The following is a 23,408-nucleotide window of genomic DNA, read 5'->3' as shown; positions in this document are numbered from 1 at the left end:
TCACCCCAGCTCTCACCCCAGCCGGGCCCGCGCGGCGGCCAGCGCCCGGGGGTCCCAGCCGGGGCGCGGGACCGAGTCCAGCAGCAGCCGGGTGTACGGGTGCCGCGGGTCCGACATGACCCGGTCGGTGGGTCCGGACTCGACCACCGCGCCGTGCCGCATCACCAGCACCCGGTCGGTGACGCAGCGGACCACGCCCAGGTCGTGGGTGATGAACAGATAGCTGATCCCGGTCTGCTCGCGGATGTCGCCCAGCAGGTTGAGGATCTGCGCCTGCACCGACACGTCCAGCGCGGCCACCGCCTCGTCCAGCACCAGTACGGCCGGCTCCACCGCCAGCGCGCGGGCGATGGCCACCCGTTGCCGCTGGCCGCCGGAGAGCTGCCGGGGCAGCGAGCCCGCCGCGCGGGCGCCCAGGCCGACCTGGTCCAGCAGTTGGGCGACCCGGGCGGTGTGGTCGCGTCCGGGGAAGTGCAGGGCGAGCGGTTCGCGCAGGGCCGCGCCGACGCTGATCCGGGGGTCGAGCGAGAGGTAGGGGTCCTGGAACACCATCTGCACCGCCCTGGCCCGTTCCAGCCGGGCGGCGCGCCCGCGCCCGCCCGCCGTCCGGTCCCGGCCGCCGACCAGGACCCGTCCCGCGTCCGCCCGTTCCAGGCCGACCACGATCCGCGCGGTGGTGGTCTTCCCGGAGCCGGACTCCCCGACGATGCCCAGCGAGGCGCCCCCGGCCAGGGTGAAGGAGACGTCGTCCACCGCCCGGACGGGGCCGTAGGCGCGTCGCAGCCCGGACACCTCCAGCACCGGTTCGGCGTCAGTCATGGACCCTGCTCCCCTCGAGTCGGTCGCTGTGGTGACAGGCGGTCAGATGCCCGGCGTCGCCGTCCACCGGCAGCGCGGCCGGCACCTGCTCCCGGCACAGCGCGGTGGCGTGGGCGCAGCGGGCCGCGAAGGCGCAGCCGGTCGGGGCCGTGCCCAGGTCCGGCGGCTGCCCCTCGATGGCGGCGAGCCTGCCCCCCGGCGGCGCGTCCAGCCTCGGCGTGGACGCCAGCAGCGCGGCGGTGTACGGGTGGCGCGGCCGGGCGAAGAGCTCCGCGGCCGGGCCGGTCTCAGCGATCCTGCCGCTGTACATGACGTACACCCGGTCGCTGATCGCGGCGGCCAGGCCCAAGTCATGGGTGACGAAGAGCAGCCCGGTGCCGAAGCGGTCGCGCAGCTCCCCCAGCAGCGCGACCACCTCGGCCTGGGTGGTCACGTCCAGGGCGGTGGTGGGTTCGTCGGCGAGCAGCAGCACCGGGTCGCCCATCAGCGCGGCGGCGATCATGACCCGCTGCAGCATGCCGCCGGACAGCTCGCCCGGGTACTGGCGCAGCACGGCGGTGCCGAGCCCGACCGCGGCCAGCAGCTCGGCCGCCCGGGCCTCGGCGTCGCGGCGGTCGCGGCGGGCGCCGAGGCGCACTCCCTCGGTGAGGAAGTCGCCGACCCGGCGCAGCGGGTTGACCACCGCGCGCGGATCCTGGAACACCATCGCGGCGGTGCCGGAGCGCAGCGCCCGCAGCCGGTCCGGCGGCATGGCCAGCACGTCCTCGCCCTGGACCTGGACCGTGCCCTCGGTCTCCGCGCCCGGCGGCAGCAGCCGCAGCACGCTCCGGGCGGTCAGCGTCTTGCCCGATCCCGACTCCCCCACCAGGGCCACCGTCTCGCGCGGACGGACCGTCAGGTCCACCCCGTCGAGCACCGGACGGGCGGTGTCCGGCAGCCGCAGCCGCAGCCCCCGGACGTCGAGCACGGGTAGGTCGGGCACAGGAGTGTCTGCCTCGGCGCTCATCGGTCGTCCCTCCTGGCGATCCGGTCGGCCCACTGCTCGCCGACGACATTGAAGGCGACGACGGTCAGCACGATCGCCGCGCAGGGCAGGAACGCCGACAGCGGGTACCCCTGCTGGATCGCCGACTCGCCGTCGAACACCATCTGCCCCCAGTCGGGGGTGAGCGCCGGGACGCCGAGGCCGAGGAAGGACAGCCCGGCCAGGTCGATCAGCGCGTAGCCGAAGTTGATGGTGGACTGGGCCAGCACCACCGGCGCGATGTTGGGCAGGACGTGCCGCAGGCAGATCTGCGGGCCGGAGTGCCCCTGGACCCGGTACGCGGCGACATAGGGCCGTTCGCGCTCGGCCAGCACCAGCGAGCGGGTGAGCCGGCTGACGTAGGGCAGGTAGGCGATCCCCAGCGCGATCACCGGGGCGACCAGCCCCTGCCCGTAGACGGAGACGATCAGCAGCGCCAGCAGCAGCCCGGGGAAGGCGAACACGATCTCGGTGCCGCGGGAGAGCAGCGAGTCCAGCCAGCCGCCGCGCCAGGCCGCGACCGTGCCGACGCCGACCCCGGTGACGGTGGAGAACAGGACCACGCCCAGCGGTCCCAGCAGCGAGGTCCGGCTGCCGAGCAGCAGCCGGGACAGGGTGTCCCGCCCGCTGGAGTCCAGGCCCAGCGGATGGCCCCCGGACGGCCCGGCCAGGGCGTCGCCGAGCTCGACGGCATTGGGGTCGTGCGGCGCCAGCCAGGGCGCCAGCAGCGCGGCGAGCACGATCAGCCCGACCAGGCCCAGGCACAGCAGGTAGAGCGGCGCCCGGGCGGTGCGGACCCGGCCGAGGCCAGGACGGCGGACGAGTGCGGCGGTGGTCATCAGGCGAGGCTCCTGGTGCCGAGGGCCACCTGTGGATCGACCAGCGGGTGCAGCAGGTCGACCAGCAGGTTCACCACCATGAACAGGGCGACGATGATCAGCGAGATGGCTTGGACCACGGGGAAGTCCTTGGTGGTGGTGGACAGGTCGAGCAGCTGCCCGATGCCGTCCAGGCTGAAGGCGGTCTCGACCAGCACCGTGCACACCACCAGGGTGGAGACCACCAGGCCGCCCATGGTGAGCACGGTCCCCAGCGAGTTGCGCAGCACATGGCGGCGGATCACCGCACGCTCCGGCACGCCCCGGCTGCGGGCCGCGGCCACATGCTCCTGGCCGAGTGCCTCCAGCATCGCGCTGCGGGTGACCCGGGCCAGCATCCCGACCAGGTACAGCGCCAACGCGCAGGCAGGCAGCACCAGGTGACGGACCGTCTGCCAGGCTCCGGTGCCGCTGCCGCCGCTGGGGAACCAGTGCAGGTCCACCGCGAACACCCCCTGCAGCACGATCGCGGCGACGAACGAGGGGGTGCCCAGGGCCAGCGTGGTGCCGACCAGGACGGTGGCGTCGACGGCGCCGCCGCGCACCGCGCCGAGCCGGCCGAGGACCAGCCCGAACACCACCACCAGCAGCAGCGCCATGGCGACCAGCAGCAGGGTGGTCGGCAGCCGGGCGGCGAGCAGGGTGGAGACCGGGGTCCGGTACTCGATCGAGCGGCCGAAGTCGCCGTGCAGCACCTGGCCGAGCCAGCGCAGGTACTGCTCCGCGAAGGGGTCGTCCAGGTGGTACTGCGCGTCGATCGCCGCCAGCGCCTGCGGGGTGGCCGCCCGTCCCGAGAGCAGGAAGCTCGCCGGGTCGCCGGGGGCGAGGTAGAGCGCGCCGAAGATGACGAAGGAGGCGCCGAGCAGGGTCGCCGCCAGCTCGCCGAGCCGCCGGGCGGCGAAGCGCAGCAGGGTGCCCGCCGTGACGGCGGTGCCGGCGCTCACCCGGCGGCCCCGACGTCGGCTGCCCAGGGGTAGTACATATAGGCGATGGAGGTCGGCGCGCCGGTGATCCGCTTGTCCAGGAACAGCGAGGTCGGCCACTCGGCGGCCGGGATCCACGGCACCTGCTGCGCCGCCAGCTGCTGGATCTTCGCCTCGATCGCCAGCCGTGCGGCCGGGTCGTAGGTCTCCCCGGCCTGCTCCAGCAGCTGGTCGTAGCCGGGGTCGCTGAAGCCGCCGTAGTTCTCGAAGGTCCCGGTCTGAAAGTTGGCGAAGACGTCCATCGGGTCGGTGATCGACAGGTAGTAGGTCTCCGGGAACATGTCCAGGCCCGCCCGCGCCTTCTGGTCCGAGAACAGCGCGGTGTAGGCGTCCGGCGCGATCGTCCTCAGCCTGACGTCGAGGCCGATCTGCCGTCCGGCCGACTGCACGGCGGTGGCCAGCAGCGAGACGTCCTGGCCGATCGGGCTGGTGGCCACGGTGACGGTCTTTCCGGTCGCCCCGGCCTGCGCTATCAGTGCCTTGGCCGCCGCCAGGTTCTGCGCGCGGTCGGTGGAGACCGGCGGCAGCCCGGCGAACGCGGCGTCGGCGACCGGGCCGGGCGCCGCGGCCCAGGCGGCGCGGGGCGAGAGCGCGTTGCTGGCGCTGCCCACCCCGTCCAGGCCGGTGGCGACGAAACCGCTGCGGTCCAGCGCCATCGACAGCGCCCGGCGCACCCGGACGTCGCCGAGCGGGCCCTTGAGGTTGCTGATCGCCAGGTTCACCGTGGTCAGCCCCTGGCCGAAGTACAGGGTGCCGACACCGCTGGTGCGCAGCCTGGTGTAGCTCTCCGACGGGATCAGATAGCCGCCGTCGGCCTGCCCGGTCAGCAGCGCGTTGGTCAGCGCGGACGGGTCGGTGAGGAAGTCGAAGACCACCTTCGCCGACTTGGCCGGCTTCCCCCAGTAGCCGGCGAAGCGGTCCAGCTCCAGGGACTGGCCCTTGTTCCAGGCGCCCAGTTGGTAGGGCCCGGTGCAGTCGAGGCCACCGGAGGTGCCGTAGTCCCGGCCGGCCGCCTTCACCCCCTTCGCACTGGCCACCACGCCCGCGGCCGTGGCCATGTACTGCGGGAACTGCGAGTCGGGCCGCTTGAGCCGCACGGTCACCTGCAGCGGTCCGGTCCTGCTGATCGAGTCGACGTTCTGGAAGACCTGGCCCCAGGACGAGCCCAGGGCCGGGTCCAGCTGCCGCTTCAGGCTGTACACCACGTCGTCGGCGGTCATGGTGCCGCCGTCCTGGAAGCGCACCCCGGGGCGGAGCTGGAAGACGAAGGTCTTCGGGTCCGGCCGGTCCATCCGCTCGGCCAGCCCGGGCACCTCGGTGAGCTGCGGGGTCCAGCGCATCAGGCTCTCGCAGACATTGGCGAGCACCATGTTCTGCTCGTAGTCGAACGCCGAGATGTAGTCCAGCGTCGGCGGCTCGGCGTACAGCGCCCAGGTGAAGGAGGAGAGGCTCCCCCGGGCCGCCGGGGTGCTCGCCGAGAGCCTGTTCCAGGCCGCCGCCCCGCCCTGGCCCGGGCCGCCGCCGCTGCCGCCGGTACGGGGCGGTCCGGCGCAGCCCGCGGCCAGCGCGAGCAGGGTCAGTGCGGTGACGCCGAGGGACCGGCGCCGGTGTGTTCTCATGGCTGCTCCCACTGTCGGATCTGACGGAGGCTCAACAGGCACTGCCGACCGGCTCGGTGAGCGGTCCGTAGAGCTCGGGGCGGCGGGTGCGGAGCAGGCCGAACTCGGCCATGTCCCGGCACTGGTCCAGGTCCAGGTCGGCGACCAGCACCGCTTCGCGGTCGCGCGGGGCGCGCAGCAGCACCCGGCCGTAGGGGTCGGAGACGAAGGAGCAGCCGTAGAAGTCGCTGTCCCCCTCCCGGCCGACCCGGTTGGGCACCACCATGAACATCGCGTTGGCCAGGCCGTTGGCGCTGATCGTGTGCTCCCACAGCGGCTGGGTGTCGAAGCCGGGGAGGTCGGCCTCGGAGCCGATCGCGGTGGGGTGCACCAGCACCTGCGTCCCCTGCAGGCCGTAGGCCCGGGCGAGTTCCGGGAACCACTCGTCCCAGCAGGTGGGGAAGCCGAACCGGGCCCCGGCCACGGCGGCCACCGGGAAGCCGGTGTCTCCGGGCCGGAAGCAGAGGTCCTCGTGGTAGCCGGGGAACCGCGGGATGTGCAGCTTGCGGGTACGGGCCAGGAGCGCGCCGTCGGGCGCCACGCAGACCGCCGTGTTGTAGCCGAGGCCGCCGTCGGCGGCCCGTTCGTACAGCGAGGCGTGCACCGCGATGCCGAGTTCGGCGGCGAGTTCGGCGGCCAGCCGGGTGGTGGGCCCGTCCGGCAGGTCCTCCAGGTAGCGGTCGGCCTCGGCGGCCAGCTTCTCGTCGGCGGCGAAGTAGCGGCTGCGGGTGAGCTCCGGCAGGCAGACGATCCGGGCGCCCTGCGCCGCGGCCAGCCGGACGCCCTGGCGCAGCGCCTCGTCGTGGGCGCGTTCGTCCTCGCGCCAGCGCATCTGCACCAGGCCGACCCGGAGCAGGTTCGGGGCGGCCTGGTCGCCCCGGCCGGGCGAGCCCAGCGGGGAGCCGAACGAGGTCAGCAGCACCTGGCTCATGCGCCCGCCCCTGCGGCCGGCACCTGCTGGGTGATGCAGTGGATCCCGCCTCCGCCGAAGCCGACCACCCGGGACCGGACGCCGACCACGGTGCGGTCCGGGAAGGCCGCCGCGATCACGGCCAGCGCACCGGCGTCCGCCGGCACGTCCGCGACCGGGACCACCACGCCGCCGTTGGCGACGTAGAAGTTGAGGTAGCCGACCTCGGTCTTCTCGCCGTCGACCTCCACGAAGGCGCTCTGCGGCAGGTCCAGGATCTCCAGCCGGCGGCCCCGGGCGTCGGTGGCCGCCTCCAGTACGGCGCGGTTGGCGCGCATCCGCTCGACGTCGGGGTGGTCCGGGTCGTCCGGCAGTGAGACCAGCACCCGGCCGGGGGCGGTGAAGGCGCAGACCCCGTCGACATGGCCGTCGGTCTCGGTGTCCTCCAGGCCGCCGTAGGGCAGCCAGATCACCTTGGTCACCCCGAGCCTGGCCTTCAGCTCGGCCTCGATCTGATCCTTGGTCAGTCCGGGGTTGCGGTTGGGGTGCAGCAGGCACTGCTCGGTGGTGATCAGCGTGCCCTCGCCGTCGACGGTGATGGACCCGCCCTCGAGGATCATCGAGGAGGCGATCCGCGGGACGCCGAGCCGGGCCAGCAGCAGTTCACTGATCCGGTCGTCGGCGTCCCACGGGCTGTGCTTGGAGCCCCAGGAGTTGAAGCGGAAGTCCACGCCCGCGCGCTCACCGTCCGGGCCGAGCACGAAGATTGGGCCCGAGTCGCGGAACCAGGAGTCGTCGATCGGCAGTTCCACCACCTCGACGCCCTCCCCGCAGAGTTCGGCCGCCCCGGCGCCCTGGCCGGGCCGGGCGACCATGGTCACCGGCTCGAACCCGGCGATGGCGCGGGCGACGGCCGCGTACTCCTGCCTGGCCTCGGCGAGGACGCCGCCCCAGAGGTCGGCCCTGGTCGGCCAGGCCATCAGGGTGCGCTCGTGCGGGGACCACTCGGCGGGCATGCGGTAGTTCGTCATGTGCGTGGATTCCTTCGTTCTGTTCCGTGGTGCTGATTCGTGGTGTGCGGGTTCGGGCCGGGCAGCCCTACGCGGCCGGGACGACCGGTTGCGACTGGGTGGCGCAGTGGATACCGCCCCCGCCGCTCGCGATGGTGTCGATGTTCAGCGGGACGATGTCCGAGCCGGGGAAGAGCGAGCCGAGGATCGACACCGCGGCTGCGTCGGCCTTCTTGTCCCCGTACTGGGGCAGGAAGACGGCCCCGCCCGCGGTGTAGAAGTTGGTGTAGCTGGCGAGGAAGTCGGATCCCTTGCCGCGGATCTTGGAGTAGTCCGGTTCGGGCAGCTCGACCACCGTGAGCGACCGCCCCCTGGCGTCGGTGGCGCTGCTGAGCACCTGCTTCGCCTGGGCGTAGACCTGGTACCAGATGTCGCTGGTCGGGGTGCTCGGGCCGGGGTTGTCCAGGATCACGTGGCCGGGCGCGCTGAACCGGGCCAGGGCGTCGACATGGTCGTCGGTGATGTCCTGCCCGGCGACCCCCGCCAGCCAGATGACCTTCTGCAGGCCGAAGGTGGTCTTGAGCTTCTGCTCCAGCTGGGCCTGGGTCTGGCCCGGGTTGCGGTTCTTGTTGACGATCGAGCTGACGGTGGCCAGCAGCGTGCCCTGGCCGTCGGTCTCCAGCGCGCCGCCCTCGGTGACCAGCGGCGCGTCGATCCTGGTGATCCCGTAGCGGGTGCAGAGCGCGGCGGCTGCCGCCGCGTCGTCGTTGTGCGGGTTCTGCTTATTGCCCCAGCCGTTGAAGTTGGTGTCGACCCCGGCGATCGCCCCGGGGCCGACCACGAAGCTGGGGCCGAAGTCCCGGATCCACAGGTCGTCCACGGTGACCGGGACGACCTGCACCCCGGAGCCGCAGGCCGCCTGGGCGTCGGCCACCTGCGCGGCCCTGGCCAGTACGACCACCGGCTCGTAGCGGGCCACGGCCTTGGCGATGGTGGCGACGTCGTTGCGGACCCCGGCGAGCTGGCGGCCCCAGATGGACGACAGCGCGGGCCAGGCCAGGAAGGTCCGGGTGTGCGGGCCGGTCTCGGACGGCAGCTGCAGCGCCGCGGTGGCGGCCGGGCCGGCGGCAGCGCCGGTGGCGGCGCGGGCCGAGCCGCCGAGAGCGGGCAGCAGCCCGCTCAGGGCGACCAGCGGAACGGCGGTGGCACCGGCGCGAAGAAGCCGGCGGCGGGAGAGTGCGGGCCTGTCCATGGATCTCCTCGGAAGGGAGTCGGAGGCTTTGCGGTGACCGCATCCTGCTCCTAACTGAAATTTCAGTCAATAGCTGCCCCGGCCTGTCTTCCGGTTCACCCGCCCGCTAGGCTGCGGCTGTGTCAGACCGCCGAACAGCACTTCTCGAAGCAGCCACCCGAGTCATCGCCCGCCGCGGCGTACGCGGCCTCCGGGTGGAGGAACTGGCAGCGGAGGCGGGGGTGTCGACCTCGCTGATCTACTACCACTTCACCGACCGGGCCGGGATCCTGCGGCACACCCTGGAGTTCATCAACGACCGGGCCGGGCGCTACACCAACGAGCGGGACCCCGCGGCCCCGCCGCTCGCCCCCCGCGACGAACTGGAGCAGACCCTGCTGCTGGAGCTCCAGGACACCCCGGCGGTACGGGAGAACAGCACCGCCTGGGGCGAGTTGCGGGCGACCGCGGTGTTCGACCCGGACCTGCGCGAGGACCTGGCCAAGGCCACCCTGGAGTGGGTCCAGGAGATCGCCGAACTGCTCGGCCGGATCCGTCCCACCGGCCCGGCACCCGCCCACGCGGCGGCGGCCGAGCGGCTGACCGCGCTGCTGGAGGGGCTGAGCGTGCGCTGGCTTAGCGGCTCCATCCCGCTCGGCCACGCCCGCGCGCTGCTCGCCGAGGCCATCGAGGTGGAACTCAGCCGCCCGCTGCCCGACTGATCGACCGACCGGTCGGCTGACTGAAATTTCAGACTCGGGCCGCGGCCCCCGCCGTACCCCCGGGGCATGCATACTGCTGCCCGTGACCAGCCGACGCCTTCCGCGCCACCCGTTCCTGGACCACCCGGGACCGCTCGCCTTCGCCCACCGCGGCGGCTGTCTCGGCGGCCCGGAGAACTCCATGGCGGCGTTCACCCGGGCGGTCGCACTCGGCTACCGGTATCTGGAGACGGACGTCCAGACCACCTCGGACGGCGTCCTGGTCGCCTTCCACGACACCCGGCTGGAACGGGCCACCGACGGCGTCGGCGCCATCGCCTCGCTGCCCTGGCGCACGGTCGCCAACGCGCGGATCGCCGGGCGCGAGCCCATCCCCCGGTTCGAGGAACTGCTGGAGGCCTTCCCCGACAGCCGCTTCAACGTCGATGTGAAAGCCCCCGGCGCGGTGCGCCCGCTGGCGGACGCCATCCGCAGGACCGGGGCCTGGGACCGGGTCTGCGTGGGCTCCTTCTCCGAGGGCCGGCTGGCCGCGGTCCGCGGCGCCGCCGGGCCCCGGCTGGCCACCTCGCTGGGCCCGCGGGCCGTCCTCGGGCTGCGGCTGCGCTCGCTCAGCGGCCCGGTCCCGGTGGACCGGCTGCTCGGCGCGGCCGTGCGGCGGCAGGCCGTCTGCGTCCAGGTGCCGGTGCACTGGCCGGCCGGCGGCGGCCTCTCGCTGGTGGACCGCCCGTTCGTCCGGGCCGCGCACCGGCTCGGCCTGCAGGTGCACGTGTGGACCGTGGACGCGCCCGAGCAGGTGCACGCCCTGCTCGACCTCGGCGTGGATGGCATCATGGCGGATCGCATCGACATCCTGCGCGATGCGCTGATCGAGCGCGGCGCCTGGTCCGGCCCGTCCGGACAGCCAGGACAGCCCGGCCCGGCCCAGGGGGAGCACAACCGCACGTGAGCAGCACTCAGCAGCAGGTCGGACAGCAGCCGCCGAAGACGGGCACACTGCGGCGGCAGCAGTACGGCTGGTTCTTCAACGACTGGGCCAACGCGGCCTTCTCGGCCACCGTGCTGACCGTCTTCCTCGGCCCCTACCTGACCACCGTGGCCACCGACGCCGCCGACGCCCACGGGGACGTCCACCCGCTCGGCATCCCGGTCCGGGCCGGCTCCTTCTACCCGTACACGGTCTCCGCCTCGGTGCTGCTCTCGGTGCTGGTGATGCTGCTCGCCGGGGCCGTCGCCGACCGCACCGGGTGGCACCGCAGGCTGCTCTGCGGCTTCGCCTACCTCGGCGCCGGCGCCACCCTCGGCATGTTCTTCCTACGCGGCGACCGCTACCTGCTCGGCGGCGGCCTGCTGGTGCTCGCCAACATCTGCTACGCGGTGTCGGCCGCCCTGGCCAACTCCTTCCTGCCCGGCCTGGCCGCGCCCGACGACCGGGACGCGGTCTCGTCCAAGGGCTGGGCCTTCGGCTACGCGGGCGGCGGGCTGCTGCTGATCGTCAACCTGGCCCTGTACGAGGGGCGGGCCGGGCTCGGGCTGTCCGAGGGGACCGCGGTGCGGCTCTGCCTGGCCTCGGCCGGTGCCTGGTGGGCGGCCTTCACCGTGCTGCCGATGCTGCGGCTGCCCAGCCGCCCGCAGTACGGCGCCGCGGCGGCCACCGCCCCGGTGCGCGAGCAGGCCGCCGGCGGCACCCTGCGCGAGCTGACGGCCACCCTGCGCGGGATGCGCCGCTACCCGCTGACGCTGCTCTTCCTGGTCGCCTTCCTCTGCTACAACGACGGCATCCAGACCGTCATCTCGCAGGCGTCGCTGTACGGCAGCAAGGAACTGGGCATGGGCCAGGGCACCCTGGTCACCGCGATCCTGGTGGTCCAGCTGGTCGCCATCGCCGGGGCCCTGCTGCTGGGCCGGCTGGCCCGCCGCTTCGGGGCCAAACGGACGATTCTCGGCTCCCTGGTCGGCTGGGTGCTCACCCTCGCCCTCGGCTACGCCATGCCCGCGCACAGCCCGGCCTGGTTCTTCGTGCTGGCCATGCTGATCGGCCTGGTGCTGGGCGGCAGCCAGGCGCTGTCCCGGTCGGTCTTCTCGCACCTGATCCCGGCCGGGCGGGAGGCCGAGTACTTCAGCCTCTACAAGATCAGCGACCGCGGCACCAGCTGGATGGGGCCGCTGGTCTTCGGCCTGGCCTACCAGCTGACCGGGAGCTACCGGGTGGCGATCATCTCGCTGCTGGTGTTCTTCGCCATCGGCTTCCTGCTGCTGCTCCGGGTGCCGGTGCGGCGCGCCATCGAGGCGGTCGGCAACCCGGTCCCGGAGATCCTGTGAGCCGGCCGGGAATCCTGGGGGCCGGTAGTGTACGCCCGGAATTCCCGGCCGACACCGTCACGTCATGCAAAAATTCGGCAACTCAGGGTGATATCCCCGTTCAGATGTGACAAATCGGGTGGGTGTGGGTACAAACAGGGGCGGCACGACGGAAGACGCTTCTCCCGACCGGGAATCTTCGACGGTTGCCGCACGTTGCACCAATCGACGAAGACAGCGACATCCAGTCCTGTGGGCCATAAGCCCGGGAGGCACGATTCATGAGTGAGCGAGCTCTCCGCGGCACGCGACTCGGGGCCACCAGCTACGAGACCGACCGCGGCATCGACCTGGCCCCGCGCCAGACCGTCGAGTACGCATGTACGAACGGACACCGCTTCGAGGTCCCGTTCTCTGTAGAGGCCGAGATCCCCACCGCGTGGGAGTGCCGCTTCTGCGGCAGCGAGGCACTACTGCTCAATGGCGACGAGCCGGAGGAGAAGAAGGCCAAGCCGGCCAGGACGCACTGGGACATGCTGATGGAACGGCGTACCCGTGAGGAACTGGAGGAGGTGCTCGCCGAACGGCTCGCAGTGCTGCGATCCGGCCGGATGAACATCGCCGTCCACCCCCGCGACAACCGCAAGTCAGCCTGATCCAGGCGGCCCGCCCCCGCCAGGGCGGGCACGGCAGGGCCCGGGACGCAGCGCCACCACCAGGTGCCGCGTCCCGGGCCCTGCCGTGTGTGCGGGTGGAGTCAGTGCAGCTGGTCGCGGTCGGTGTTGTAGCCGTAGGGGTCGTTCTTGGTAAAACCGTCGGGCTCGACCACCTCGCCGGGGACGACCTTGCCGTCCGGGCGGTGGATCCGGAACTGCTCGGTGCTGCGCCGCACCCAGCGCTCCGGGAAGCGGCGCAGCAGCGCCGCGGTGGGCGGGAACAGGCAGGCCAGGCCGAGCAGGTCGGACAGCAGCCCGGGGAGGATCAGCAGCGCCCCTCCGGCGATGGTCACCGCCGTCCGGGTCTCCTTGCCGATCGCGTCGGGGCCGGTGTCGGCGAGGCCGCCGCGCATCCCGGCGGTGGTGCTGCGCAGCGCCCGCATCCCGGCCCGCTTGATCACCCAGCCGCCGAGCAGCGCCGAGACCACCAGCACGCCGACCACCCCGAACCCGCCGATCAGCCCGGCCAGCAGGATCAGCAGCCAGATCTCCAGGACCACCCAGGCCGCCACGGCCAGCGGCAGGAACCGGCTGAGCCCGCGTCGCGGGCGGCGGGCATTCACTCGTACCTGGCTCACTCTGCTGCCACTTCCTCTGTCCTCCGGACGTGCTTCTGCCCTGGTCAACGTACGGAACGGGACCGGTGTTCCACCGGCTGCCGCGCCGACCAGGGCGGAGGGGGACGCAGGAGGCGGGTCAGCTCTGCGCGGTCTGCACCTCGACCTCGGCGACCGGCGCGGGCACCCGGCCGAGCCGGTAGTTGACGCCCCAGCTGGTGACCCGGAGCAGCGCCTCGACCAGGATGTTGCGGCTCATCTTGCTGGAGCCGAACTCGCGCTCGACGAAGGTGATCGGCACCTCGGCCACGGTGAACCCGGCCCGGACCGCGCGCCAGGCCAGGTCGACCTGGAAGCAGTAGCCCTGCGAGGCCACCTCGCTCATGCCGATGCCGAGCAGGGTGTGCTTGCGGAAGGCCCGGTAGCCGCCGGTGACGTCGCGGATCTGCACCTTCAGCATGGTCCGCGAGTAGAAGCTGCCGCCGCGGGAGATGAGCTGACGGCTCACCGGCCAGTTCACCACCTCGCCGCCGGGCACCCAGCGCGAGCCGAGGGCCAGGTCGGCGCCGCCGCGCAGCGCGGTGAGCAGCCGGGGCAGCTGCTCGGGCTGGTGCGAGCCGTCCGCGTCCATCTCGACCAGGACGTCGAAGCCGTGCTCGATGCCCCAGCGGAACCCGGCCAGGTAGGCCGCGCCGAGCCCCTCCTTGCCCTTCCGGTGCAGCACCTGGATGTGCGGGTCGGAGGCGGCCAGGCGGTCGGCCTCGTCCCCGGTCCCGTCCGGGCTGTTGTCGTCCGCGACCAGGATGTGCGCCTCGGGCACGGCAGCCCGGACCCTGGCGGTGATGAGCGGGATGTTCACGACCTCGTTGTAGGTCGGGATGATCACCAGGATCCTGCCCAGGTCACCAAAGGTCTCGTTGCCCTCAGTGCTGCTGTCCGTCACGGACCGGCCCCATTCTTCGGAATTCTTGTCGGAGTCAACTTCTCGGTCACCACCGCGTCTGCCCGTCACCGCGTCCCGGCCCGCCTCCGCAGGCCCGCGGCCGCACCTGCGGCGAGCAGTCCCAGCACGGCGAGGAACCACTCCGGCGCCGCGCCGACCCGGTCCGCGACCGTCAGCGGGTCACGGAGCGGGACCGAGGCCTCGATCTCGGCGGCGGTGGCGAGCTGAGTGCGCTTCAGCACGCTGCCGTCCGGCTCGATCACCGCGCTGATCCCGCTGGTGGCGGCGATCAGCACGGCCCGGCCGTGCTCGACGGCCCGCAGCCGCGACATCGCGAACTGCTGGTCCGGCTGGCCGGTGTGCTCGTACGTGGCGTTGTTGGTCTGCACCACGAGTACCCGGCCTCCCTTGCTGACCGCGTCGCTCACGATGCCGTCGTACGCCACTTCGAAGCAGATCACGTCACCGATCCTGGCGGGACCGACCTGCAGGATACCCGTAGCCGTTCCAGGGGCGAAGTCACGCGCCACGCGCTGCAGTCGGGTGATGTACTTCGAGAGCACCGAGCGGAACGGCACGTACTCGCCGAAGGGCACCGGGTGCTGCTTGGTGTAGTGCGCGCCGGGGCCCGGCTCGGCCGCGTTCGAGGGGGCCCAGACGATGCCCTCGTTCTGGACGTGCTGCGCGTCCGGGCCGTCGACCAGGGCGCCGACCAGGATCGGGACGCCGATGGCGTCCACCGCGCCCTGGATCGCCGTGTACGCCTCCGGGGTGTCGTAGGGGTTCACGTCGGAGGAGTTCTCCGGCCAGATCACCAGCTGCGGCTGCTTCGCGGTGCCCGCGGCCACCTCCTGCGCCAGCTTCTCGGTGGCCCGCACGTGGTTCTGCAGCACCTGCATCGGCCGGCCGAGGAAGTCCATCCCGGCGTGCGGGACATTGCCCTGGATCAGGGCGACCTCGGCCTGGGCCGGTCCCCCGGCGGTGGTTCCCGCGGTCGGCAGCGGCACGGCGTAGCCGACCACGCCGGCGGCCAGGGCGACCGCGACCGCGCCGAGGGCCTTCCTGCGGTTCCTCGCCCCCTCGCCGGCGCGCAGCGCCAGCACGGCGGCGGCCAGCAGCGCACCGCTGAGCGCCACCGCGAAGCTGACCAGCGGCGCCCCGCCGAGCGCGGCCAGCGGGGTGTACGGCGAGGTGGTGTTGGCGAAGGCGAGCCGGCCCCAGGGGAAGCCGCCGAGCGGCACCCGGTCCCTGGCCCACTCCTGGGTCACCCAAAGGCAGGCGGTCCACAGCGGCCAGCCGGGCAGCCGGGAGACCACCGCGAGCCCGGCCGCCATCAGCGCCAGGAACAGCGACTCGAACACCGCGAGCAGCAGCCAGGCGTCCGCGCCGATCACGGTCAGCCAGGCCAGCAGCCAGATCAGGAAGGGCGCGCCGAAGGCGAACCCGGTCCAGGCGGCCTGCCGGGCGGTGCGGCGGTGGGTGAGCAGGCTGAGCCCGGCCACCGCCACCAGCGACAGCGGCCACACCCCGTAGGGCGGGAAGGACAGCGCCAGCAGCACTCCGCAGAGCAGCGCCAGCACGGTGCGCGGGAATCCGGCGCGGAGCTTGCGCCGGCGCCGGGCCCACCGGGAGCCGGCCGGCGGCGACGCGTCGGCGGCAGCGTCCGGGCCGGCGTCGTCGACACGCGGACCGGGGTCGAGGGGGAGGACCACGGGCGCCACACTCACTCACGCGTTGGGGGTACGTATCCGAAGACCGTACAACGTGAGCGGAGCGGACCGGTCCATGGGTCCGACGGGCGCGGCCCGAACACTCTTCGGTCCGACCTGGGAGCCGCTGGCTGCGGATCGACCGAAGGCCGTTGTCTACTGAGCGTCCGGGCCGTGCTCGGGTCTCACCTAACCGACCGGACCCGGTTGGCCTGCCGGCGCCCGCGCTCCCCGGGCCTGGAGCGACTGGACCTGGCTGCCTGTCGGCGCTCCCCTGACGGGGGTCACCGCTCGATGGCCCAGTTGTGGTCCCGGGTTTTGCGTGGAGGTGTTCCGGTCGGTCGGTCCTGCGGAGGATTCCGGAAGGTGGACGCCGCCGAACCTACTCGCCGCCTCCGGTCGCCTGTCAACCGCCCCCCGACCTGCCCAAACGGAGTAAATCCGCAGGTCAGGGCGCTACGAACCGGTCCCATCGGGTGATCGGGACACCCGCCGTTCGGCGGTATCCGGACGCCCGTGACCGGGTCGGGGCCGGGTCGGGGCTACCCCAGGTGCACCGTGCGGCCGTTCACCACGGTGGCCAGGCAGCGCGGCAGTTCCCCGCCCGGGGTGAGGTCGGGCAGCCCGGGCACCCCGGCGCGGGGGTCGGTGGACCAGTTGGCCACCCGCTCGTCGGGGGCCTGCACCACCAGTTCGGTCGGCGCCCAGACGGCGTAGGAGGCGGGGGCGCCCGGTACCAGCACCCCGGCGTCGTCCCGGCCCAGCGCCCGCCAGCCGCCCCTGGTGTGGGCGGTGAAGCCGGCCCGGACCGAGATCCGGTGGGCCGGGGTGCGGTGGAAGGCAGCGGCGCGGACGGCGCCCCAGGGGTCGAGCGGGGTGACCGGTGCGTCCGAGCCGAAGGCCAGCGGGATCCCGGCCCTGACCATGGCCGCGAACGGGTTCATCGCCGCCGCCCGCTCCGCGCCGAGCCGGGTGGCGTACATGCCCTCGGGGCCGCCCCAGGCGGCGTCGAAGGCGGGCTGGACCGAGGCGGTCAGGCCCAGTTCGGCGAAACCGGCGATACCGGCCGGGTCGAGCAGTTCGGCGTGCTCCACCCGGTGCCGCAGCGCCCGCACCGCGGCCAGGCCGAGCTTGTCGGCGGCGGCCCTGACCCCGGCCACCACGGCGGTCAGCGCGGCGTCGCCGATGGCGTGGAAGCCGGCCTGGATCCCGGCCTCGGTGCAGGCCAGGACGTGCTCGGCGATCTGATCGGCCGTCAGGTGGCCGGTGCCCGACGACGCCGGGTCGTCGGCGTAGGGGCGGTGCAGGCAGGCGGTGTGCGAGCCGACCGCGCCGTCCGCGAAGAGGTCGCCGCCCGCGCCGACCGCGCCCAGTCGGCGGGCCGTGTCCACCGCGCCCAGCTCGCCCCAGTAGCCGAAGACCTCCGGTCCGCCGCCCTCGGCGGCGAGCGCCAGCAGCCCGGTGAGGTCCTGCTCGGAGGAGATGTCGGGCCCCGCGCACTCGTGCACCGCGCCGATGCCCAGCTCGGCCGCCCGGCGCAGCATCGCCCGCTGGGCGTCCTCGCGCTGCCGCGGGGTCTGCCGGGCCAGCGCGGCCCGGCGCACGGCGTGGTGGGCCTCCCCGATCAGCGGCCCCGGCGCGGTGGCGGCGCCGCCGACCAGGGCGCGCAGCGCGGTGGAGGCCAGCGCCGAGTGCACATCGGTACGGGAGAGGTAGACCGCCGCACCGCCGCAAGCCCGGTCCAGCTCCTGCTGGGTCGGCGGACGGCCCTCGGGCCAGCCGGTCTCGTCCCAGCCGTGGCCCAGCAGCACCCCGCCGGTCCGGTCGGCGGCGGGCTGTGCGCCGACGAACTCCTGGATCCGGCGCAGCGCCTCGGCCAGGCCGGGGCAGCCGGTGAGGTCCAGGCCGGTCAGCGCGAGGCCGGTGGCGGTGGCGTGCACATGGGCGTCGGTGAAGGCCGGGGTGACCAGCGCCCCGGCCAGGTCGACCACGGCGTCCGCGTCCCTGGCGTAGCTGTCGGCCGCGCTGTCCGAGCCCACCCAGGCGACCGTGCCGTCCTGCACCAGCAGGGCGGTGGCGAAGGGGTCGGCGGGACTGTAGACGTCGCCGCCGCGCAGCAGCAGGGTGCGCACGGTGGGCTCGTCCGGGGCGGGCAGGGCGGGGCGGGGGGCGGCGTGGTTCATGGGCACCAGTCTGCCCGGCCGCCCTCCGGGTCAGCCCAGCCGGGGCGGGCGGCCCTCGTACGGCGTACTGAGCACCACCGTGGTGCGGGTGGAGACCCCGGCGACGGTACGGATCCTGCTGAGCAGGTGCTCCAGGTCGCCGGGGACCGAGACCCGGACCTTGAGGATGTAGTTCTCGTCCCCGGCCACGCTGTGGCACGCCTCGATCTCGTCCAGCGGGGCCAGCCGCTCCGGGATGTCGTCGGGGTCGCTGGGATCGAACGGTTTGACCGAGATGAACGCCGTCAGCGGCAGGGCGACGGCCTCGGGGTCGACCAGGGCGGCGTAACCGCGGATCACCCCGCGCTGCTCCAGGCGGCGCACCCGCTGGTGCACCGCCGAGGTGGACAGGCCGGTGGCCTTGCCCAGGTCGGTGTAGCTCATCCGCCCGTCGGCGACGAGCAGCTGCACGATCTGACGATCCAGTTCCTCCACGTTCGGAGGCTATCCGACTGCGCCACCTGCCGCGTACAGCCGGAATACAGCTCCGCCGGTCCAGCAGTGTGACCAAGGCCACAGTGGCCAAGGTCAAGGAAGTCTCAAGGCAGGGTTATCCGCGGGTTGCGCCGGGAAGTCCTGGCATATGACTCCTCCCCGCCCGGGGACACATGAGGGACCGGGGGGAGCGCACCAGTGTGGTGACTGTCTTCCTGCTGCCAACCAGGGTCGTCGCCATCCTTCTCCAAGGGGGATCACATGCCTGCCACCGATGAGCTGACGCCTGCCGTCGAGCCGATGCCGGGGACCGACCCCGGCGACGGCGAGACCTGGGACATCCAGCGGCTCCGCTGCCCCGACTGCGACCGTCCGATCGCCCTGGTCGGCGACGAGTACCTGTTCCCGCAGCACGCGGTGCTGCCGACGGCCTGGCACCCCTTCTCCCCCGCCGTCTGCCCCGGCTCCGGCCGCCCGGTGGACGACGCCGAGGACCTGGAGGACGAGCCGGACTTCGACCCGGAGCCCTCGCTGGAGGCCCTGCTGGCGCTGCCCCCGGAGCTGGACTGGCGCCGGCAGCCGTTCTCGCACGTCGGCGGCCCGGGATCCAAGCCGGTCCGGCCGCGGATCCCGAGCCAGCGGATCCCGGCCCAGCGGGGCTGACGGGAAGTCAGCCGGTCAACTTGCGGCCGATCACCATGCGTTGGATCTGGTTGGTGCCCTCGACTATCTGCAGCACCTTCGCCTCGCGCATGTACCGCTCCACCGGGTGGTCGGCCGTGTAGCCGTAGCCGCCGAGCACCTGCACCGCGTCGGTGGTGACCCGCATCGCCGCGTCGGTGCAGAACAGCTTGGCCATCGCGGCCTCCTTGCCGAACGCCAGCCCGGCGTCCCGGCGCCGGGCGGCGGAGAGGTAGAGGGCGCGTCCGGCCTCCACCGCCGTCGCCATGTCCGCGAGCATGAAGGACAGGCCCTGGAACTCGGCGATGGGGCGGCCGAACTGGGTCCTGGTCCTGGCGTACTCCACCGCGTGGTCCAGCGCCGCGCGGGCGACCCCGATCGCGCAGGCGGCGATGCCGAGGCGGCCCGAGTCCAGCGCGGACAGCGCGATGGAGAAGCCCTGCCCCTCCGTGCCGACCAGCCGCCCGGCCGGGACCCGGGCGCCCTCGAAGCGCACCTGCGCGGTCGGCGAGCCCTTGAGTCCCATCTTCCGCTCGGGGGCGTCGGCGGCCACCCCGGGGGTGTCCGCGGGCACCAGCAACACGCTGATCCCGCCCGCGCCGGGGCCGCCGGTCCTGACCATGGTGCTGTAGAAGTCGGCGACCCCGCCGTGGGTGATCCACGCCTTGGTGCCGGTGACGGTGTAGCCGGAGCCGTCCGGGGCGAGTTCGGCGCGGGTGCTCAGGGCCGCCGCGTCGGAACCGGCCTGCGGCTCGGACAGGCAGTAGGCGCCCAGGAGTTCACCGCCGAGCATGTCCGGCAGCCAGGCCTGCTTCTGCGACTCGCTGCCGAAGGTCGCCAGCGCGTGGCAGGAGAGCGTGTGCACGCTGACGCCGAGGCCCACGGTGAGCCGTCCGGCCGCCAGTTCCTCCAGCACCTGGAGGTAGACCTCGTAGGGCTGGTCCCCGCCGCCGTACTCCTCCGGGTAGGGCAGGCCGAGCAGTCCTGAGCGGCCGAGCAGGCGCATGGTGTCGCGCGGGAAGCCGCCCTCGGCCTCGCCCTCCGCGGCCTGCGGCAGGATCTCGCGGACGACCAGCTCCCGGGTCAGGGCGAGCAGGTCGGCGGCCTCCTCGCTCGGCAGCTGACGGTCCAACGGCTTCGGGGAATCACCCGAACGGCTCGACTGGCTCATGGCGGACTCACGCCTCCTGCGCTTCGCGGCGGGGCGCCTCCGGGTTCGCGGGCGCCGCCGTACCGGCCACCGACAGCGCCGTCACCCGATCGGAGTGAACGCTCGCTAACATGCGTGGCGTGGTGAGTATGCCCCATTCCGCGCCCTGCGTCACCAGGCCGTGGGCCTGTCCGGTCGATCTTCGCGGATCAGCGCATGCCGTCCGGTGCGGTGCCTCGCAAGGCGGCGCAGCGCCCTTCGTAGCGGAGCTACCAGGGCGTTGTGCCAACGCGGCGAGGTGCCGTGCCGGGCGGTGGGCGCCCGCGAAGATCGGCCGGACAGGCCCTAGCCTGGGCGGACCATGTCATGTGCGCTCAGCTCTCTCGCCGCCGACCTGTTGGCGCTGCCGCCCTCCTGCGGGCCGGTCCGGCTGGTCGCCGTGGACGGCCACGCGGGCTCCGGCAAGACCACCTTCGCCGCCGCCCTGGCCGCCGCGCTGGCCGACCGCGCGGGCCCGGCCCCGGTGGTCCACCTGGACGACCTGGCCACCCATCAGCAGCTGTTCGACTGGACCGGGCGGCTCCAGGACGAGGTGCTGACCCCGCTGGCCCAGGGCCGCCCGGCCCGGCACCGGGTGTACGACTGGTCCGCCCGGCGCTTCGACGGCACCCGCGAGCTGCGGCCCGCCCCGGTGGTGCTGGTCGAGGGCGTGGGCGCGGGCCGGCGCGCCGTCCGTCCGCACCTCGCGCTGCTGGTCTGGATGGACCTGCCGGCCGCCGCCGCCCGGGCCAGGGGCGAGGCCAGGGACGGGCCGGAGCTGGCCGGCTTCTGGCGGACCTGGTCGGCGGCCGAGCAGGCGCACTTCGCCGCCGATCCGAGCCGCCCGTTCGCGGACCTTCTGGCCGACCCGACCAGCTCCGCGGTGCGAGCGAACACATACCGATGAGTATGTGACGTTGGGTAATCAGCTGAGACCGGACCGGGTGGCCTGACCCGGAGCCAGTCCACAACCGGGCCGGGCCCGGCCGACCGGCACCGGTTCCGGCGGCCCCCGCGCGGACCCCGCCGCCCCGGAGCCCCTTGACCTGCCGCCTCAACAGGAACTACGTTCTGTGCAGCGCAGGAAATCAAGACATTCGTGCGCTCCAGGACACGACCCGGCAGCCGTTCCCCCGTGGCTGCCGGGTCGTTCTGCGTCCACCGCGGACCCGGTACTTCGCCGTGACTCCCCGTGATCACACCGGTCACACCGAACCCTTCCGCGCGGATGTGCGACACATTCGCGCCAGTCCGTCGCCGTCCGGCACCCTTCCGGATCAGCACGCCACCGGTACCATGCCAGCAGGGCGCAGACACGGTCCGCACCCGCCGACGAAGCGTCATGGAGCGTTGTCCGCAAGGTCTTCCATGGGGGGACGACCCGCGTTCGGACGCTGCGTGACCGGCACAGCCGCGCACAGCAGGGGGACTGACCGGTGGGGACAGAGGAGACTGAGGGCAGGCGGCCCGGCGGCCTGGCCGACCGGGCCTGGCTGCGGGCCATGGACGCGTACACCGCCGGCGCCTACACCCGCGCCGAGGAGGAGTTCCGTGCCGCCGTCCGGATCGACCCCGGCATGGCGGACGCCTGGCTCGGGCTGCACGCGCTGCGCTCGGAGACCTCGGCCGCGCTGCTGGCGATGCACCGCAACCGGGAGCGCTTCGGCGAGCAGCGCCGCCGCCACCGCCGCCCGCTGAGCTCCTGGTACTGGCTCGGCTGGTGGGTCCAGCCGGTGCTGGAGGACGCCAGGGACCTCTGCCTGGCCCATGCCTCGCACTGGCTGGACGGGCGGCACCTGGCCGAGCTGGAGCACGCCCTGTCCGAGTGCCCGGCCCGCGAGGAGGACGCCTCGGTGCGCTTCCTGCACGCCTGCCGCTCCTACCTGCTGAAGGACTGGGAGCAGCTGATCCGGGACACCGACGGGCTGCTGGACGACCAGCTGCTCGGCATCGAGGCCGGGCTGTTCGGCGGGATGGCCCGGGTCCGGCTGGACATGTGCGGCCAGGCCGAGCTGCCGCTGGCCGGCTCGCTGGCCCGCTGCCGCTCCGAGCAGCCGCAGCGCAAGGAGCTGCGCTACTGGCTGGCCCGCGCCTACGAGGGCGGCGGGCGCAGCGCGGCGGCGGTGTCGCTGTACCGGGCGGTGCACCGGGTGGACCCCGGTTTCATGGACACCGCCGCCCGGCTGGCCGCGATCACCGCCGAGGACGGGGTGGATCCGGCCATGTTGGAGGCCCCGGCGCCGCCCAGCCCGCAGCGTCCGCGCCATGCCAGCGGCGGCGGCCCGGTCCAGCCGGCCCCCGAGCAGTTCCCGGACCAGCTCTCCGAGCAGGTCTACGAGAGCTCCTTCTACGACACCTACCCGGACAGCGCCGGGAGCGCCGACCAGGCCGAGGACGGCGGCGAGTTCGAGAGCGCCTACCTGCCCGGGCTGCTGGACCCGGCCCCGCAGAACGACGAGGGCGCGGAGGGCGAGGGCCCGGCCGGCGCCCGGCACCGGGCCGCCGCCTCGGCCGCGCCGCTGCCGCCGGGGACCAGCGCCCAGCCGGACCGCCCCCGGCTGGAGGCCGCCCTGGCCGAGTTGGAGCGGATGGTCGGCATGGAGCCGGTGAAGCGTCAAGTACTGGCGCTGTCGGCGCAGTTGAGGATGGCTCAGCTGCGCGCGGACCAGGGGCTCCCGGTCCAGCCGCCCAAACGTCACTTCGTTTTCTCGGGCCCCTCCGGCACCGGGAAGACCACGGTGGCCCGGATACTGGGCCGGGTGTTCTACGCCCTGGGCCTGCTGTCGGGGGACCACCTGGTCGAAGCCCAACGGGCGGACCTGGTCGGCGAGTTCCTCGGCCAGACCGCGGTGAAGGCCAATGAGCTGATCGACTCCGCGCTGGACGGCGTGCTGTTCGTGGACGAGGCCTACAGCCTGGCCAACTCCGGCTACAGCAAGGGCGACGCCTACGGTGACGAGGCGCTGCAGGTGCTGCTGAAGCGGGCCGAGGACAACCGGGACCGGCTGGTGGTGATCCTGGCCGGCTACCCGGAGGGGATGAACCGGCTGCTGGCCGCCAACCCCGGCCTCAACTCCCGCTTCACCAGCCGGGTCGACTTCCCCAGCTACCGCCCGGCCGAGCTGACCTCGATCGGCGTGGCGCTGGCCGAGGGCGACGGCGACTTCTGGGACGAGGAGGCCCTGGAGGAACTGCGCAGCATCTGCGCCCATGTGGTCCGCGAGGGCTGGATCGACGACCTGGGCAACGGCCGCTTCATGCGCACCCTGTACGAGAAGTCCTGCGCCTACCGCGACCTGCGGCTGTCGATGATGGCGGAGCCGCCGACCCGCCAGGACCTGGCCACGCTCCGGCTCCCGGACGTGCTCCAGGCCTACGGCGAACTGATCGACGGCCGCCCCACCAGCAACTGAGCCCCTGCGG

21 protein-coding genes are annotated in these 23,408 nt (G+C 73.4%); 7 read left to right on the top strand and 14 right to left on the bottom strand.

Translation table 11 applies throughout. From position 1 onward, the window contains the following. Window positions 1–12: 12 nt before the first annotated feature. The 8 genes from ACEZDG_RS19590 to ACEZDG_RS19555 form a co-directional block, all read right to left on the bottom strand. Window positions 13–819, bottom strand: a complete 807-nt coding sequence (locus ACEZDG_RS19590; protein ID WP_380511170.1) for an ABC transporter ATP-binding protein — start codon at window positions 817–819, stop codon at window positions 13–15. Continuing rightward, window positions 812–1,825, bottom strand: coding sequence for an ABC transporter ATP-binding protein (locus ACEZDG_RS19585; RefSeq protein WP_380511167.1), 1,014 nt, complete (start codon window positions 1,823–1,825; stop codon window positions 812–814). Before ACEZDG_RS19585 ends, ACEZDG_RS19590 begins: the two co-directional genes overlap by 8 nt. After that, the gene (locus ACEZDG_RS19580; protein ID WP_380511164.1) at window positions 1,822–2,682 is read right to left on the bottom strand and encodes an ABC transporter permease; all 861 of its coding nucleotides are present in this window, start codon (window positions 2,680–2,682) and stop codon (window positions 1,822–1,824) included. Before ACEZDG_RS19580 ends, ACEZDG_RS19585 begins: the two co-directional genes overlap by 4 nt. After that, the gene (locus ACEZDG_RS19575) at window positions 2,682–3,632 is read right to left on the bottom strand and encodes an ABC transporter permease (protein ID WP_380511871.1); all 951 of its coding nucleotides are present in this window, start codon (window positions 3,630–3,632) and stop codon (window positions 2,682–2,684) included. The genes ACEZDG_RS19580 and ACEZDG_RS19575 overlap by 1 nt, the downstream gene beginning before the upstream one ends. Window positions 3,633–3,661: 29 nt before the next feature. Continuing rightward, window positions 3,662–5,323 carry an ABC transporter substrate-binding protein gene (locus tag ACEZDG_RS19570; RefSeq protein WP_380511162.1) on the bottom strand — a complete coding sequence of 554 codons (1,662 nt, stop codon included), beginning with the start codon at window positions 5,321–5,323 and terminating at the stop codon, window positions 3,662–3,664. Window positions 5,324–5,354: 31 nt separating this feature from the next. After that, the gene (locus ACEZDG_RS19565; RefSeq protein WP_380511159.1) at window positions 5,355–6,293 is read right to left on the bottom strand and encodes a nitrilase-related carbon-nitrogen hydrolase; all 939 of its coding nucleotides are present in this window, start codon (window positions 6,291–6,293) and stop codon (window positions 5,355–5,357) included. After that, window positions 6,290–7,303, bottom strand: coding sequence for an agmatine deiminase family protein (locus ACEZDG_RS19560; protein WP_380511156.1), 1,014 nt, complete (start codon window positions 7,301–7,303; stop codon window positions 6,290–6,292). Before ACEZDG_RS19560 ends, ACEZDG_RS19565 begins: the two co-directional genes overlap by 4 nt. 67 nt (window positions 7,304–7,370) lie before the next feature. Beyond that, the gene (locus ACEZDG_RS19555; RefSeq protein ID WP_380511154.1) at window positions 7,371–8,534 is read right to left on the bottom strand and encodes an agmatine deiminase family protein; all 1,164 of its coding nucleotides are present in this window, start codon (window positions 8,532–8,534) and stop codon (window positions 7,371–7,373) included. Window positions 8,535–8,653: 119 nt separating this feature from the next. Here ACEZDG_RS19555 and ACEZDG_RS19550 point away from each other — a divergent pair, with 119 nt between their 5' ends. The 4 genes from ACEZDG_RS19550 (at window position 8,654) to ACEZDG_RS19535 (ending at window position 12,189) form a co-directional block, all read left to right on the top strand. Then, a complete protein-coding gene (locus ACEZDG_RS19550; RefSeq protein ID WP_380511151.1) occupies window positions 8,654–9,235 on the top strand; it encodes a TetR/AcrR family transcriptional regulator in 582 nt (193 codons plus the stop codon). Window positions 9,236–9,317: 82 nt separating this feature from the next. Further along, entirely contained in the window at window positions 9,318–10,181 is an 864-nt protein-coding gene (locus tag ACEZDG_RS19545; RefSeq protein ID WP_380511148.1) for a glycerophosphodiester phosphodiesterase, read from the top strand. Then, window positions 10,178–11,554, top strand: a complete 1,377-nt coding sequence (locus ACEZDG_RS19540; protein WP_380511145.1) for an MFS transporter — start codon at window positions 10,178–10,180, stop codon at window positions 11,552–11,554. The genes ACEZDG_RS19545 and ACEZDG_RS19540 overlap by 4 nt, the downstream gene beginning before the upstream one ends. A 260-nt stretch (window positions 11,555–11,814) precedes the next feature. Further along, the gene (locus ACEZDG_RS19535; protein WP_380511143.1) at window positions 11,815–12,189 is read left to right on the top strand and encodes an RNA polymerase-binding protein RbpA; all 375 of its coding nucleotides are present in this window, start codon (window positions 11,815–11,817) and stop codon (window positions 12,187–12,189) included. Between the two features lie 101 nt (window positions 12,190–12,290). Here ACEZDG_RS19535 and ACEZDG_RS19530 read toward each other — a convergent pair whose 3' ends face one another. From ACEZDG_RS19530 to ACEZDG_RS19510, 5 genes are all read right to left on the bottom strand, one after another. Further along, window positions 12,291–12,827 (bottom strand): FxsA family protein, encoded by a 537-nt coding sequence (locus ACEZDG_RS19530; RefSeq protein WP_380511140.1) that lies wholly within the window; start codon window positions 12,825–12,827, stop codon window positions 12,291–12,293. Between the two features lie 118 nt (window positions 12,828–12,945). Continuing rightward, window positions 12,946–13,749: a polyprenol monophosphomannose synthase gene (locus ACEZDG_RS19525; RefSeq protein WP_380511137.1), complete on the bottom strand. Its 804-nt coding sequence runs from the start codon at window positions 13,747–13,749 to the stop codon at window positions 12,946–12,948. 65 nt (window positions 13,750–13,814) lie between these two features. After that, window positions 13,815–15,461 (bottom strand): apolipoprotein N-acyltransferase, encoded by a 1,647-nt coding sequence (gene lnt / locus ACEZDG_RS19520; protein ID WP_380511134.1) that lies wholly within the window; start codon window positions 15,459–15,461, stop codon window positions 13,815–13,817. A gap of 539 nt (window positions 15,462–16,000) precedes the next feature. Then, complete coding sequence (locus tag ACEZDG_RS19515; protein ID WP_380511131.1) at window positions 16,001–17,641, bottom strand: amidohydrolase; 1,641 nt, start codon at window positions 17,639–17,641, stop codon at window positions 16,001–16,003. 30 nt (window positions 17,642–17,671) lie between these two features. After that, on the bottom strand, window positions 17,672–18,115 hold the full coding sequence (locus ACEZDG_RS19510) for an Lrp/AsnC family transcriptional regulator (RefSeq protein ID WP_380511128.1): 444 nt from the start codon (window positions 18,113–18,115) through the stop codon (window positions 17,672–17,674). Between the two features lie 261 nt (window positions 18,116–18,376). Between ACEZDG_RS19510 and ACEZDG_RS19505 the strand changes: the two genes are divergently transcribed. Beyond that, window positions 18,377–18,778, top strand: coding sequence for a hypothetical protein (locus tag ACEZDG_RS19505; protein WP_380511125.1), 402 nt, complete (start codon window positions 18,377–18,379; stop codon window positions 18,776–18,778). A gap of 7 nt (window positions 18,779–18,785) precedes the next feature. On the opposite strand, the gene ACEZDG_RS19500 is transcribed toward ACEZDG_RS19505, so the two are convergent. Then, window positions 18,786–19,967 (bottom strand): acyl-CoA dehydrogenase family protein, encoded by a 1,182-nt coding sequence (locus tag ACEZDG_RS19500; RefSeq protein WP_380511122.1) that lies wholly within the window; start codon window positions 19,965–19,967, stop codon window positions 18,786–18,788. 340 nt (window positions 19,968–20,307) lie between these two features. Here ACEZDG_RS19500 and ACEZDG_RS19495 point away from each other — a divergent pair, with 340 nt between their 5' ends. Next, entirely contained in the window at window positions 20,308–20,892 is a 585-nt protein-coding gene (locus ACEZDG_RS19495) for a uridine kinase family protein (RefSeq protein ID WP_380511119.1), read from the top strand. 595 nt (window positions 20,893–21,487) lie between these two features. Continuing rightward, entirely contained in the window at window positions 21,488–23,398 is a 1,911-nt protein-coding gene (locus ACEZDG_RS19490; RefSeq protein WP_380511869.1) for an AAA family ATPase, read from the top strand. Window positions 23,399–23,408: the final 10 nt, after the last annotated feature.

The organism is Streptacidiphilus alkalitolerans (genome assembly GCF_042511045.1).
Lineage (GTDB): Bacteria > Actinomycetota > Actinomycetes > Streptomycetales > Streptomycetaceae > Streptacidiphilus > Streptacidiphilus alkalitolerans.
The sequence above is the reverse complement of the archived record's forward strand: the minus strand, read 5'-3'. Positions and strand labels throughout refer to the sequence as shown.